Below are 14,555 nucleotides of genomic sequence, written 5' to 3' on the forward strand. Positions count from 1 at the left end.
TAATAGTGAAATAAATGGCAGAGTTTGGACAATAAAAATTCGATCTTGGACTCTCCCAATGATCAGGTAAATTTAATAAAAATTACCAATGCTTAAACTGCTTTATTTAAAAGGAAATCACTCTGCATTTGATAGCGTTTCGCCGTGTGGTCTTCACGAATTTCGAGCAATTGCTGATCCAAATCTACATACAATAGATTGCGCGTTTGCACATTCATAAGTTCTAGCTGCTGCTTTGATTCATCTTTAAAACGAATTACACCTTTTAGCACTTCTACTTCGTTATGACCACTTAGACTTTCACGAGTGAGTGTATAGGTTTGGTCTTCACGTAGCTCAAGAGCCACAGCCATGCCGGGACAATCTTCACAACGAGAAAGACAGCCCATACAAGGTGTTATGCCTTTAAAATTACCGACCCATGCTGCATGCTGTTTTTCAGCAGTAATTGCTTCTATCTCCTTTGATTTCGTTTGAGTTGAATCCTGACAACCCAACATTGCCGACGTTGCTACTAAGGGAATCAAAACAACTTTTTTCATAGGGATATCACAGCAGTCTAAAACTGCGAGGGAAAATAGCATATTTTTCACATTTCCCCAATTTCTGTTTTATCCCAAAGACTCTTAAAGCCAGCCCTTACGTCCTTTAAGTGCTTTGTCTGCACAGCGTAGCGTTTCTTGAGTTAAGCCCCATAAGCGATAATCGCCGGTGATTGAACCCGTCGCAAAGTTATGTGTATATGCAAAACTTAAATCACGCTGCGGATCACACCAGGCCCCAGAACCATTAAAACCTATATGTCCAAAACCTTGACTCGATTTGCCTAAAGTTAAAATGCGGTGATATCCCAAACGCCAATTCATTGGTAAAGGCATAATACGATCACGCTTTTTATATTGAATTTTACTTAAAGATTCATAAACTTGTGGTGTAATTAAGGTCTGTCCTTGCCACTGGCCATGATTGGCTAGCATTGCATAGATTTTCGCTAAACTATTGGCACTAAATACGCCTGTTGCCGCAGGAATAATGGCTTGCAAACCCTCATCACTAAAAAATGAAAACTTGCGCATCCCTTTTGGAATCATACCATCTTGAAAGTCTTGCAAATTTTGTCCTGAAATTTGCAGGAACTGATCAAAGATTGACGGTTTTCGTGTCTCGGTCTTTTTTTTCGTTGTCTGCGCTTGGGTATTTTCTTGAACAGAAGCATCTATAGTGCGTTCTTCTTTTTTCTTTTTCGGAATCAAGCGTGCAACCTTACCAAGTTGATGCTCTGGTACACCAAAAAAAGCATGATCCAACTCTAAAGGTTCAACCAAATACTGTTGCATCAATTCTGTAAGCGGTCGACCTGTGGCCTTTTCAAGTACACCACCGACTTGCCAACCGAAGGTTAACGGTTGATATGCTGCATCAGTTGATGGCTCAAAACGCGGCTTAGCTTGTTCGATGACTTTAAGCATATGTGGCCAATCAGCCATTTCAGATGCTGTTTCGATGATATTACGGATATCGTATAAACCACTTTGATGACTCAGCATGTGCCTTAATGTGATATCCGACTTACCATTTTGAGCAAACTCCGGCCAATATGCGGCAACGGGAGTATCGTAATCTAGAAAGCCTTCGCTCACTAAGATATGTGCAAGCGTTGCAAGTACGCCTTTACCCGTGGAATAACAGACTGAGGGTGTATTGGCCTGCCAAGCTTCTTCGGCTGACTTTTTACCAGTCCAAATATCTACGACTTTTTGACCTTTAAAATACACCACTAAGGCGGCTCCGCCTAAGTGGGTTCGAGCATCCTGCATACGGCTAAATTGCGCCGCCAAATCTTGAAACGCCTCGTCAACCGTACCTTGATAATTATTCTTCTGTGCAAATAGATATTCTTTGAGCGCCTGCATCATCATTCCTTTGAATATGAATCGCTTGAGATTAAAACAAAAAAGCCTAAACCGATATCGATTTAGGCTTAAGTCTTACAGTGCTTTCACACTTCCCGCGACATGCGGTTTTTTGTTTTTGCTATTTCGAATTGCAAACTCGGTATCTTGTCCAGTTTGAGCCGTTAAAAACTCAACTTGTGATGGGAGATACATCGGCAGTTTAAACCAGACATCTGCTTCATAGGCATCTGGTAAAGTTAAGCTCGACAAAGCTTTGGCTTTACTCCACATACCATGTGCAATGGCTTGTTTAAAACCAAACGCTTTAGCGGTTACAGCATGAATATGAATCAAGTTAAAGTCACCAGAAGTCAACGCATAACGGCGACCGGTATTTTCAGAAACATTCCATTCAGCTTGAACTTGCAACTCAGCTGACTTTGTTTCGGTAGATTTTGCCGCAGCTTTGTTCTCTGTTTTTTGACGTGCTAAATACGTGGTTAATGATTCTACAACCACTTCATCGCCCACTTTTGCAGTGGTAATAAAGTCAAATTGCACACCTTTATCATGTGGCTGTAATTCACCAAATTTGCATGACAATGACAGTGTTTCATTCACACCAACTTTGCGATATTGCTTCACTTGGTTACGAATATGTACCAAACCTAAGATCGCAAATGGAAAAGCTTCCGTAGTCATCATATGCATTTGCAAACTTTGAGAAAGCACAGCCAAATAAATCGCTGGGATATATCCATTGTTTTTAAAGCCACAGACTTCGTTATAAGCTTTTAAATGTTTTTGATCGACCTTAAATGAATCCACCACATATTCAACTTGCGGCAGCACTTTTTCAGCTTTAGGCTTTTTAAAAATCAAGCCTTGAATCACTTTTGGATAGGCTAAATAAGGTTTTGGAAGTTGACTAAAATGGTGAGTATTCATACTAAACCTTTGGAAGTTTTTATTTCAATGTTTTAAAAGCATCTTCTCTTGCGCCATATATAGCTCAAGGAGAAGGCTAGAATGAGGGTTAGACCCATTCATTTATAGCAAATTTTTACCTCTCCCTAGCCCTCTCCTAAAAGGAGAGGAAATTTTAAGAGGAATGTATTAAGCCCCTAACAAGCTTTGACCACACACACGTACCACGTTACCGTTCAAGCCAGTCGACGCAGTTGAAGCAAACATCGCAATCGTTTCTGCAACATCTACAGGTAAACCGCCTTGACTCATCGAGTTCATGCGACGACCTGCTTCACGGATTGCAAATGGAATCGCAGCAGTCATTTGCGTTTCAATAAAGCCTGGAGCAACCGCATTAATGGTTACACCATTTTTCAATAATGGAGCAGTAAATTTAACCACACCAATTACACCTGCTTTAGAAGCAGCATAGTTGGTTTGACCTAAGTTACCTGCAATACCTGAAATAGAAGATACGCAAACAATACGACCATTTGCATTGAAGCCATCATTTTCAAGAAGGTAATCATTTACACGCTCAATCGCAGACAAGTTAATGTTAATCACCAAATCCCAAAGCTCAGGCTTCATATTGGCCAAAGTTTTGTCACGGGTAATTCCGGCATTGTGCACGATGATATCCAAACCACCTTGAGCAGCTGCCGCAGCTTTGATTTTTTCACCGGCATCGCTTGCAGTAATATCAATCGCGAGCGTAGAACCGCCAATTTCACCTGCAACACGGTCAAGGTCAGCTTGCTGCTGTGGAACGTCTAAACAAATGACATGCGCGCCATCACGTGACAATACATGTGCAATTGCTTCACCAATACCACGGCTTGCACCTGTTACTACAGCTGTTTTGCCTGCAAGCGGTTTATTCCAGTCAACATCCACAACATCTGCTTTCGAAACACGAATCACCTGACCCGATACATAAGCTGAACGTGGTGAAATCACAAAACGTAATGCAGATTCTAAGTTTGCTTCAGCACCTTCGTCCACATAGACTAACTGTGCAGCAATCCCTTTCTTAAACTCTTTACCGACTGATTTTACAAAACCTTCTAGTGCACGTTGTGCAATGGCTTGTTTTACAGTTTTCGCAGTTTCTGGTGTTGTACCAACAACGACAACGCGACCAGACGCCTGAATTTGACGCGCGATTGGGTTAAAAAATGCATATAAGGCATGCAGTTGTTCTGAGTTTTGAATACCGGAAGCATCAAATACCACAACTTTAAACTTAGACTCTTTATCGCCTTCGTTAAATGCGCTTAAGTTTAGACCTGATTTTGCCGCAGCTTGTTGTAATTCAGCATTATTGCCTGCATAGCTATTGGCATGAATATTTGCCAAAACTTGTGCAATAGCACCAGACAATGTTGAAGCAGGCGCTGCACCGAATAAAACCGCACCTTTAACTACAGGTGTTGCAGACTCAAAACGCTCTAAAAAAGTCGGTGATGGTAAACCTAAATTTTTGATGACAAATTTACCAATAGGAGATTTTGCAAATGTTTGGTATTGATCAGTCATGTTTATTATCTCTCATACAGATTAATTTTTGATGGATCTGAAGATATCCCTTTAACTTCAAGATGATGTCAGATACTTATATTTCAATAGTTCCATCAGTTTCCATGGAATCATACTTGAGTTAAACCGCAGATGGCTTGACCTGAATGCTTTAGCGAATGTCATTTTAGTCAATTTACCCCTTTGGTGAATATGCTAATGTAGCCGTCAAGAAGATCATCAACATGCTTGGAAAAGCCTTATGAGCAAAACAACTCAAGAAAATCCAGCAGTCGAAAGTCCGACTACGGAAACTGTGTCAAATACATCAAAGAGTACGCCACGTACCGCTAAAAGTACGGGCACAGCAACCAAGTCTACAAGTGATGCCGCTAAAATAAGCCGTCCTCGTCGTGCATCTACACGTACTAAGACACCCGCTTCAAACCCTAAAACAGCTTTAAAATCAACAACTCAAACGTCTGTTCAACAGGATAATACCATGAGTCAAAACACAGTTCGCCGCGTTGCTATTATCGGTGGTAATCGTATTCCTTTCGCTCGTTCTAACGGCGCTTACTTCACTGCATCGAACAGCGATATGTTCACAGCTGCATTAAATGGTCTTGTTGAACGTTTCAACCTTCAAGGTCAACGCCTTGGTGAAGTTGTTGCTGGTGCCGTGTTAAAACATAGTCGTGACTTTAACATGACCCGTGAGTGTGTACTCAATACCGAACTTGCTCCTGAAACACCTGCTTACGATATTCAACAAGCATGTGGTACGGGTTTACAAGCTGCTTTCTTAGTTGCTAATAAAATTGCTTTGGGTCAAATCGAAGTGGGTGTTGCTGGTGGTGTAGATACAACCTCTGATGCACCGATCGCTTTTGGTGATGGCCTACGTAAAGCTTTACTTGAGTTGAACATTGCTAAAACGGGTAAAGACCGCCTAAAAGCATTAACTAAAATTAATGTTAAAGATTTGATGGATGCACCGAAGAACGGTGAACCACGTACAGGTCTTTCTATGGGTGACCATCAAGCGATTACGACACTTGAATGGGGTATTTCTCGTGAAGCGCAAGATGAACTTGCAGCATCTTCACATCAAAAAATGGCAGCTGCATATGAAGAAGGTTTCTTCGATGACCTGATTACGCCATTCCTAGGTTTAGAACGTGACAACAACTTACGTGCAGACTCTTCTGTAGAAAAACTTGCGAAGTTAAAACCAGCGTTTGGTAAAGGCGATGCGCGTACGATGACTGCGGGTAACTCGACTCCACTAACTGATGGTGCATCATGTGTCCTTCTTGCCTCTGAAGAATGGGCAAAAGCAAACGGTCACGAAGTTCTTGCTTATTTAACTTTCCAAGAAACTGCGGCAGTTGACTTTGTAGAGAAAAAAGAAGGCTTATTGATGGCGCCTGCGTATGCAGTGCCTCGTATGCTTGAACGTGCAGGTATTACGCTACAAGATTTCGATTACTATGAAATTCATGAAGCGTTTGCATCTCAAGTATTGTCTACACTGAAAGCATGGGAAGATCCTAAATTCTGTAAACAACGTTTAGGCTTAGATGCACCATTGGGTTCAATTGATCGTTCTAAATTGAACGTGAAAGGTTCATCTCTTGCTGCAGGTCACCCATTTGCTGCAACTGGCGGTCGTATTATCGCAACTGCTGCAAAACTATTGAACCAAAAAGGTTCAGGCCGTGTACTTGTATCGATCTGTGCTGCGGGTGGTCAAGGCGTAACAGCGATTATTGAAAAATAATTAATCTGCACTATAAAAAAACCGCTCATATGAGCGGTTTTTTTATACCTATACATTAGAAGCGGTAACCCACACCCAAATAAGTAATTAATGGATCAATATCCACTTTTGTAGATGAATGAATCATCTGTTGCCCAGTCGTTTCATTCAAAACTTTAATCGTTGCCTGATTATTAAGTTTTGCATATGACACTGATGCAACACCATACCAGCTAGGAGTAATGTCATAGGTAAAACCAGCGGTTACAATTGGTGCGATAGCCGTATCGGTATCTACATCAACTTTCATGCGATAGGCATCACCATTCGCATCAGTACTCACTTTACGATCTAGAGCTGCGCCACCTTTTCCATCTAACATATTTTGGATCATATGACCCGCCACTTGTAGATCTGCCTCAATGCCTTTATCTAATTTAATTTCGTTAAAGTAAGCATACATAATGCCCGCCCCTACATATGGACGGAACTTATTCACACCTGATTTTCCGAATTGATACTGAACTTCAAGCGCCGGTGTCCAAGCACGCGCTGTAGAAGCTTTTTTACGTGCCCCAAGATTGGTAATTTCAATAGCTTGTGCTAATTCAAACTCAGATATACCCGCTATCTGTAATATAGAAGTTGGTGGCAATATTGCAGTTCCAGATAATGGTGCATTAATAATACCCACACCTTTAATATCGACTTTAGGTGGAATCCCGCCAATCATCTGTAATGAAACATTATCATTAATATAATAATTAAATGTTAAACCTAAAGTATCTACATCATCTGCTTCTAAGCCTGTACCCTGATTAGTCCATTGATCAAGCCCTCTAATTTCAGCATCTCCTGATTCTGTAGCAACTAGATTACCATCCTCATCCAAAAAACCCAGTGCATACCAATCATCAGGCTGGTCTAGCATTTCCTCAAATACTGGAAATAATATGTCTTTGCCTGTCATACCCTCTGGTAAACCTGGAACTTGTGCATCCCCATCTATTGATCCGAGTAATGAACCTAGAGAAATAGTACCAACAGGAATTGTAGTCACTGGAGATACAGCAGTACGAATATTAAAAGGATTCGCCTTGCCTTGCGGCATCACATGCATCCAACCCGCAGATACAGAAAAACGTTTAAAGTTACCATCTGCAAATGTAAATTGTGTAAGCCCAAGTAAAACAACAGGTGTGACAATTTTTATCAATTTCATATGCTAACTCCTTGTCTTGCATATTTTTTTAATTAAATCCTAAAAACATTCTTTGTTCTTATATTTAAAAGTTATGTAATTAGTATAATTTTTTATAGTTATATTATGTTTTTATATATTGTTATTTGTAAATTTTTGCACTATTTTAATGCAAAAAAGGCCTGTACTTATCAATACAGGCCAATGTGATTTTCTTATTGAAATTTAACGATATTGTGGTTGGTAACCTAGGTACGCTTCGATCTGGTCATAGCACCATTGGAAAATAAATGTGTAGACTAAAATACACATGGTCATACTAAAATCGAGCAAAATCGCCTGCCATAAGGTCATATGCATGGCATAAGCCACCATTGGGATGGTTGCAAGCATTAAGCCGCCCTCAAATCCAATCGCATGCAAAACACGTACACCAAAGGTTCTTTTTAACTTTCTTTTTGCTTCAAATTTTTCAAAATAATGATTAAAAATCATGTTCCAAATCACAGAAGTGACCGCCATCGCAATACCTAGCGTACCTGTCACCTCCATCGGAACTTTAAAAATAAAACTTAAAGCAATAGCAATGATCACCAATAGGATGATCTCATAGCTTAGCGCATGAATAATCCTTCTCTTGGAAATCGTCATTTTGAAACACTCTATCATTTGTAAAAAACTTATTTTATTTTTATATTATTGATTAATCGAGTCAGGTTCTTTCAATATTATTGAAAGGTTGTATTCCTTTATTTTTCTATATGCACATGAATATTAATCAAGAACAACTGATGATTTTTAAAACAGTCATGGAAACAGAGTCATTTTCCGCAGCTGCCAGACAACTCGGCAAAGTACCTTCGGCTGTCAGCATGTCCATTGCCAACTTCGAAATTGATCTCAACCTTAAACTGTTTGAGCGGGTTGGTCGTGAACCTGTGCCCACAGCTCAAGCGCTAAACCTGTATGAAAAAACTGAACAATTATTGATAGAAATCAATCAATGGAAACAGCATGCAATTGCACTGAGTCATGGTTTAGAGTCTTCACTGAATATCGTGGTGGTATCAGAACTGCTACATACACAGTGGACCGACTATATCTCTTTGCTAGAAACTCATTTTCCATCTTTGCAAATCAATATTTTTTCTGCGCCTCAAGAAGATGCTCAAAAGATGTTATTACAGGGTCAAGCGCAGCTTGCTCTAATGTTTGAACGTGAACAGCTTGAGAGTTATGAACAATTTGTCGAATTGAAGCGTGAAGCATTGGTTCCTGTTGCTGCGACAAAACATGCCCTATCGAAATTTAAGCAAGTCAGTTTTGAGCAAATTTTGCAAAGCCGGCAAATCGTGGTTGCAAGTCGTGATAAAAGCATCAAACCAGAGTTGTTATTTTCCAAACACAGTTGGCGTACAGATAATCACCACTCTGCCTGTTCTATGATTATTCAAGGTCTGGGTTGGGGTGTGCTTCCCCTCGAGATGTTTAATGAAAATCCGACGCTCAAAGATCAACTCAAAATCTTAAGCTTTCAAGATTTCACACCTAAATTTGAATATTTCGTCGACTTGGTCTGGAACCGTGAAAAACCACTGGGCTCGGCTGCTCATTTTTTGATTAATCACATCCGAAATTCACGAAAAACTACGATTTAGACCGCCTAATTGGGCAGTTTTTGGTTGGGTTCTAAACAGATTGTGTTATAAAAGTATGTAGACCAAGAACATTAAGAACTAGATTTCAAATGACTCAAAATGCGTTAAACCAATTAAAAAGCCTAACAACGATTGTTGCTGACAGCAGTGATTTAGCTGCGATTAATACATTCCGTCCATTGGATGCGACCACAAATCCATCTTTAATTACAGCAGCGGCAAATCAACCTGAAAATAAAGAACTGATTGAAAGTGCTTTTGAACAAGCGCGTAAAGAAGGTTATCAAAACGATGAGCTGATTGAGCGCACTATCGATATCCTTACGGTCAAATTTGGTGTAGAAATCTTAAAATTGATCAAAGGACGTGTCTCTACAGAAGTCGATGCAGCCTTGTCCTATGATACTGATGCCACCATTGCAAAAGCTAAAGAGTTATTGGCTTTATATGCACAGTATGGTATCGATCAAAACCGTATCTTAATTAAAATTGCCTCAACGTGGGAAGGCATTCAAGCCGCTAAAGCCCTTGAAGCTGAAGGCATTCACTGTAATCTGACTCTGTTGTTTGGTTTGCATCAAGCTCAAGCCTGTGCAGATGCTCAAGTCACGCTGATTTCGCCATTTGTTGGCCGTATTTTAGATTGGTACAAAAAAGCTGAAAATGTGGATAGCTACCCGATTGAGAAAGATCCAGGCGTGTTATCAGTTAAGCAGATTTACCACTACTACAAACAACATGACATCAAAACTGAAATTATGGGTGCTAGCTTCCGTAGTATTGATCAAGTGCTCGGCTTAGCAGGATGTGATTTATTGACAGTTTCACCAAATTTATTGGCAGAACTGGAAAAAGATCAGCGTACCGTTGAAGTGCAACTGTCTAATCATCATGCGCATGCACACTGTCAACACGATGTACAAGTGCTCGACAAGCAAACTTTCAAAGCTGAAGTTGAAAAAGACTTAATGTCTTTCCAACTATTACAAGGCGGTATTGATGGTTTTATTAAAGCCCGTGAGCAATTAAGTAGCTTACTGCGTCAAACTTTTGGCTTAGATGCTGAAATAAAAGCATAAATTAGAAATTTTCAGTTTCATCTAGAACCGAAGTTGTATACTACAGCTTCGGTTTTTTATTTGAGTGTCTTCAGTGTTTGGAATCACAGACTTAACGACCTTTATTATTGGTACGATATTAATTGTGATTTTACCCGGGCCAAATTCACTTTATGTCATGTCTGTTGCTTCTCGCTATGGCATTAAGGTCGGCTATTTAGGCGCTTTTGGTGTCTATACTGGCGATTTGATCTTAATCTTACTCACCGCTCTCGGCGCTGCATCCTTACTTCATGCCTTCCCTTGGTTATTCTTATTATTAAAAATTGTGGGTGCGCTGTATTTAAGTTATTTAGGTATCAAACTTTTCAAGGCTGCCTACCAAACTTGGAATGCCGTTCAAACGCCAGAACAACTCGACACCAAACAACTGAGTTTGAGCGAACTGAAACCGTTTAAGACTGCATTAACCATCAGTATTTTAAACCCTAAAGCCATTCTTTTTTACTTATCGTTCTTTGTACAATTCGTCGATCCTGCATATCCATATCCTGCGATTACATTCACCGTACTCGCGATCGTATTGCAAATTATCAGTATGAGCTATTTAACGATTTTGATCTTTTCGGGTGCAAAACTGGCTACCTATTTTAGCCATCGCTATAAATTTACGGCATGCTGTGTAGCAGCAGTTGGTCTTCTATTTTGTGGATTTGGTCTAAAGCTTGCGACATCTACCATGTAACCGACATGGGCAAAGTATTTCTGTTTTTTTACTTAAAAATCTATATGCCTTTAAACTTTTGAATGGATGAAACATCCACAATCTATGTTTTCGGTTCGTACTATTAAAGTGCCTTTTATTAAAGTGTCGTTCTTGAATAAATAAAGTATTTCCCTAACATCTTGTTAAGCACTTTTACTGTACAGGACTTGAGCGTATCATCCTGAAAAATGACATCCTAAATCTGCGCCAACAATAGTCATAGCTCGATCATTATGCAAAAACTACTCCAAGACTTCTCCATTCCAGCTGCTTTTGCAGGTTTTATTACGTTCTTAGTCGGGATCAGTGTCTCGGCTGTTTTGGTGATCCAATCTGCACAACTGCTCGGTGCCAACACAGCAGAAATAACCTCTTGGTTTTGGGCTCTAGGTTTGGGTATCGGCTTAAGCGGGCTGATTCTGTCTTGGAAATTTAAATATCCCGTTGCGACTTCATGGTCCACTGCAGGACTGGCACTGATTTTAGCGACTGCAAATGGTTACAGCATGAATGCCGCCCTAGGTGCTTTCTTGGTCTGTGGCTTATTGACAGCAATACTTGGATTTTTAGGCATTTTTGAAAAAATACTGCGCTATATCCCGCAAAGTCTAACCAGTGCAATGTTGGCGGGCGTACTTCTAAAATTTGGTATTGAATTATTTGTCAGTTTACAAAATGAATGGGCATTCGTTCTGGGTTTACTCGCGGCTTATGTCATCAGTAAACGACTGTTACCACGTTATAGCATTGTCATTACGGTGATCATTGGCATCATGCTTTGCCCATTATTACTTGGTTTTCAATTACCGGCGCTTAATTTAGAACTCGCACAGCCTGTTTGGGTTACACCTGAATTTTCGATCTCAGCAATACTGGGTTTGGCGCTGCCCCTCTTTGTAATCAATATGGCATCTCAATATTTACCTGGTTTAGCCATGATTAAAAGTTATGGCTATCAACCCCACGTTAATCAACTGATCGGTTGGACTGGGACAGCCCAAACGCTACTCGCGCCATTTGGATGTTTTAGTGTCAATATTGCTGCGATTAGTGCTGCCATCAGTCTAGATGACCAAGCCCACCCCGATGAGAAAAAGCGCTATATCGCAGGTATGACCTGTGGCTTCTTTTATATTTTGATGGGCCTGTTTGCAGCCACTTTAGTGAGTTTCTTAACCGCTTTCCCATTGGTATTTATTACCGCTTTAGCAGGCATTGCCCTACTAGGCACCATTGGACACAACATCGTCATTGCTTTCCAAGAAGCGAGTGAACGTGACGCTGCTCTACTCACCTTCTTGTTTAGTGCATCGGGCGTACAATTTTTTGGTATTGGTTCCGCGTTTTGGGGGTTGGTTTTTGGTTTAGTCGTACATGCTATTTTCAAATATAAAAGAAATTAAGCGCACATTTACAAACAGCGTTCTTTAGTCTATTTCGCTCGATACGTTCGGGCGATCAGTTCTTGTTTTAATAATTGGGTTTCGCTTTCGTCTTCCACTTCTGTAAAAGCGGTGAGCCAAATACCATCAGCTGCATAACGTACAATTTTCAGTTCTATATCTGAATCGGTCTGATGATGTCGCTCTAAACGTGATTTCATCCATTCGATCCAAAATTCATTAAAAGTTTTATCGGTCAGCATGGTCATCGAAATCGCTGACCATGACTGTTGCAAACCCATGATTTGTTTTTCTAAGGTAATTTCAATATAGGCTCGGGTAAAACGACCGTATGGCTCAGGGTCTTCGTCAATTAATCGGTCAACGACCTCGTCTAATTGAGCCAAAAGCATCACAATCATGGACTCTAAGAGCTTTTGCTTGTTTGAAAAATGATGAAATACACCACCTTTTGTAACCCCAACTAAATCCGCAACGGCTTGAATCGACACCCCATTAACACCTTTATCAGCAGCAAGAAGGATTGCGTGCTGCAAAATACTTTGGCGTATCAGTTGAGGCTCTTTTTTGCGCTGATGCGGATTATCCATATTAATGTCCAGCTGAAGTTGAAAACAGGTTGATCACGACCACACCTGAAACAATCAGGCCTATCCCTAACATGGCTGGGAGGTCTAAACTTTGACGAAAGATAAAGTAGCCAATTAGTGCAGTTAAAACAATACCAACGCCTGCCCAAATGGCATAAGCAATACCAAGTGGTATGACTTTAATCACCTGAGACAATAAATAAAATGCCAAACAGAATAAAACTGCGACAGCCAATGAAGGCGCAAGTTTGGTAAACCCTTCTGACTTCACCAAAAATGTCGAACCAATTACTTCTGAGATAATCGCCAATGACAGTAAGCCATAGGCCAATGTTACCGAATTCATTAATCATTCCAAAATAAACATACCAACTGGTAGGTATGTTATTAAGTTAAAGATTATTCTGCAAGCCTTTTAAGTCTGTTTTTAATTTTTGACGGTCTGTGTGTGTTGTTGCAAAAATTCTAAAGTACGATCAAAGGTCTGCTGGCTGGCCTTTTTACTCATCATAAATTGATATTCATGTACCAAAAATTCTTTCGAATCTGGATAAAATACCGCTGTCACAGGTACATTATTTGCCTTCAATTTTTCTACAAAAGGCTCAGATTGAGTTTTGGTTAAAAAATCTTTATTACCACCGCTGATAAATACTGGTGGATAATTTGCATTAATATTTGAGGCCGTTGAAATACGCGTTAAAAACTCGGCATCATCTTTTTTGTCTCCGGTATAGGCCTGAACCAAGTTATAGACGCCCCACTCGATCAGTCCAATCTCGTTGGGTGCAGTATTTACAAAGCTGTTTAAATCATAAATACCACAATGCAAAATCAGCCCTTTAAGCTGTGAAGGCTTTAATACAGGTTGAATCTTTGACGCTTGCGCAAAATCTGGATTCGTAACCAAGGCGGCATAATGACTGGCCATATTTGCACCAGCAGAATCCCCTGCCAAATACATATTTTGAGAATCAATGCCATATTGTGCCGCATGTAGATTTAAAAACGTCAGTGCTGCATCTATTTGGTTGAGCTGTGTGGGATAAATGGCTTCAGGTGCAAACTGATATTGAACAGAAACCACATTATAACCTTGGGCTGCGAGCCGTTTAAAATATCCACCTGCATGCTCTTTTGAACCTGAGACCCAACCGCCACCGTGGATCCAAACAATCGTTGGTCTTGGTGCAATCGCCATACTTGTTTCAGGTTGATAGATATCCAAGTTTAAATTTGGATTTTGTAGATATTGAATATTTGACTGCACAATAACATTGTCAGGCGCATGTAAGTTGATAAAGGTCTTTTGGACTTGTGTCGATAAGTTAAATGCGCCTGCAATCACTTTGGTACTGCTTTGCGTGTTTTGACAACCAGACAAATGCAACACTGAACACATGCTGAGTACAACCAACCCTGCTTTATATGACATATCAAACTATCCAATCGCATCAATTTTGTTATAAATCTTAGATTTAAAACTGTATATAGTTTAGGCTTATTTTCATAAAGTTCAAATTGATCTTTTAAGCTCAAAATCCGAGAAAATTGGTCGATTTTATTTTAATATTTTTGAGCAAAGTCCGAGTTTTTTGCTCAGATTTATTTGACGATTTATCGACATTAATTTATGTAATTTTATGAATTTACAATATTTTTTAGATTAATAAATTGAACCATGCGCGACAATGTGTTATCAATAATCTATAGGGTTTAAAAGCAAAATTACAGG

Annotated in this window: 14 protein-coding genes; 5 read left to right on the forward strand and 9 right to left on the reverse strand. The window is 39.9% G+C overall.

All coding sequences use genetic code 11. The annotated features are described in order from the left end of the window. Positions 1 to 92: 92 nt before the first annotated feature. The 4 genes from FTU02_RS11015 to FTU02_RS11030 form a co-directional block, all read right to left on the reverse strand. On the reverse strand, positions 93 to 542 hold the full coding sequence (locus tag FTU02_RS11015; protein ID WP_180157121.1) for a copper resistance protein NlpE N-terminal domain-containing protein: 450 nt from the start codon (positions 540 to 542) through the stop codon (positions 93 to 95). Positions 543 to 626: 84 nt separating this feature from the next. Then, positions 627 to 1,913 carry a serine hydrolase gene (locus FTU02_RS11020; protein ID WP_180157122.1) on the reverse strand — a complete coding sequence of 429 codons (1,287 nt, stop codon included), beginning with the start codon at positions 1,911 to 1,913 and terminating at the stop codon, positions 627 to 629. Positions 1,914 to 1,988: 75 nt separating this feature from the next. Beyond that, positions 1,989 to 2,843, reverse strand: a complete 855-nt coding sequence (locus FTU02_RS11025; RefSeq protein WP_180157123.1) for a MaoC/PaaZ C-terminal domain-containing protein — start codon at positions 2,841 to 2,843, stop codon at positions 1,989 to 1,991. 168 nt (positions 2,844 to 3,011) lie between these two features. Beyond that, positions 3,012 to 4,403, reverse strand: a complete 1,392-nt coding sequence (locus tag FTU02_RS11030) for a 3-oxoacyl-ACP reductase (protein ID WP_180007894.1) — start codon at positions 4,401 to 4,403, stop codon at positions 3,012 to 3,014. A gap of 241 nt (positions 4,404 to 4,644) precedes the next feature. Between FTU02_RS11030 and FTU02_RS11035 the strand changes: the two genes are divergently transcribed. Further along, positions 4,645 to 6,165 carry an acetyl-CoA C-acetyltransferase gene (locus tag FTU02_RS11035; protein WP_180157140.1) on the forward strand — a complete coding sequence of 507 codons (1,521 nt, stop codon included), beginning with the start codon at positions 4,645 to 4,647 and terminating at the stop codon, positions 6,163 to 6,165. A 55-nt stretch (positions 6,166 to 6,220) separates the two neighbouring features. Here FTU02_RS11035 and FTU02_RS11040 read toward each other — a convergent pair whose 3' ends face one another. Beyond that, complete coding sequence (locus FTU02_RS11040; protein ID WP_180076981.1) at positions 6,221 to 7,366, reverse strand: OmpW family protein; 1,146 nt, start codon at positions 7,364 to 7,366, stop codon at positions 6,221 to 6,223. Between the two features lie 204 nt (positions 7,367 to 7,570). Continuing rightward, positions 7,571 to 7,996 carry a chlorhexidine efflux PACE transporter AceI gene (gene aceI / locus FTU02_RS11045; protein ID WP_078191799.1) on the reverse strand — a complete coding sequence of 142 codons (426 nt, stop codon included), beginning with the start codon at positions 7,994 to 7,996 and terminating at the stop codon, positions 7,571 to 7,573. 116 nt (positions 7,997 to 8,112) lie between these two features. On the opposite strand from aceI, the gene FTU02_RS11050 reads away from it, so the two are divergent. The 4 genes from FTU02_RS11050 to FTU02_RS11065 all read left to right on the forward strand — a co-directional run bounded on the left by FTU02_RS11050 (position 8,113) and on the right by FTU02_RS11065 (position 12,230). Continuing rightward, positions 8,113 to 9,003, forward strand: coding sequence for a LysR family transcriptional regulator (locus FTU02_RS11050; protein WP_180157142.1), 891 nt, complete (start codon positions 8,113 to 8,115; stop codon positions 9,001 to 9,003). Between the two features lie 89 nt (positions 9,004 to 9,092). Further along, positions 9,093 to 10,082 carry a transaldolase gene (tal, locus tag FTU02_RS11055; RefSeq protein WP_180157144.1) on the forward strand — a complete coding sequence of 330 codons (990 nt, stop codon included), beginning with the start codon at positions 9,093 to 9,095 and terminating at the stop codon, positions 10,080 to 10,082. Between the two features lie 73 nt (positions 10,083 to 10,155). After that, positions 10,156 to 10,806, forward strand: coding sequence for a leucine efflux protein LeuE (leuE, locus tag FTU02_RS11060; RefSeq protein WP_180026435.1), 651 nt, complete (start codon positions 10,156 to 10,158; stop codon positions 10,804 to 10,806). 254 nt (positions 10,807 to 11,060) lie between these two features. Then, positions 11,061 to 12,230 (forward strand): benzoate/H(+) symporter BenE family transporter, encoded by a 1,170-nt coding sequence (locus FTU02_RS11065; protein ID WP_180157146.1) that lies wholly within the window; start codon positions 11,061 to 11,063, stop codon positions 12,228 to 12,230. A 29-nt stretch (positions 12,231 to 12,259) separates the two neighbouring features. On the opposite strand, the gene FTU02_RS11070 is transcribed toward FTU02_RS11065, so the two are convergent. From FTU02_RS11070 to FTU02_RS11080, 3 genes are all read right to left on the reverse strand, one after another. Further along, a complete protein-coding gene (locus FTU02_RS11070) occupies positions 12,260 to 12,820 on the reverse strand; it encodes a TetR/AcrR family transcriptional regulator (RefSeq protein WP_180157148.1) in 561 nt (186 codons plus the stop codon). Position 12,821: 1 nt separating this feature from the next. Continuing rightward, positions 12,822 to 13,166 carry an SMR family transporter gene (locus FTU02_RS11075; RefSeq protein WP_078188613.1) on the reverse strand — a complete coding sequence of 115 codons (345 nt, stop codon included), beginning with the start codon at positions 13,164 to 13,166 and terminating at the stop codon, positions 12,822 to 12,824. A gap of 81 nt (positions 13,167 to 13,247) precedes the next feature. Next, a complete protein-coding gene (locus FTU02_RS11080) occupies positions 13,248 to 14,255 on the reverse strand; it encodes an alpha/beta hydrolase (protein ID WP_180157150.1) in 1,008 nt (335 codons plus the stop codon). Positions 14,256 to 14,555 lie beyond the last annotated feature (300 nt).

Origin of the sequence: Acinetobacter sp. YH12045, from assembly GCF_013419925.1 — a bacterium.
Taxonomy (GTDB): Bacteria; Pseudomonadota; Gammaproteobacteria; order Pseudomonadales; family Moraxellaceae; genus Acinetobacter; species Acinetobacter amyesii.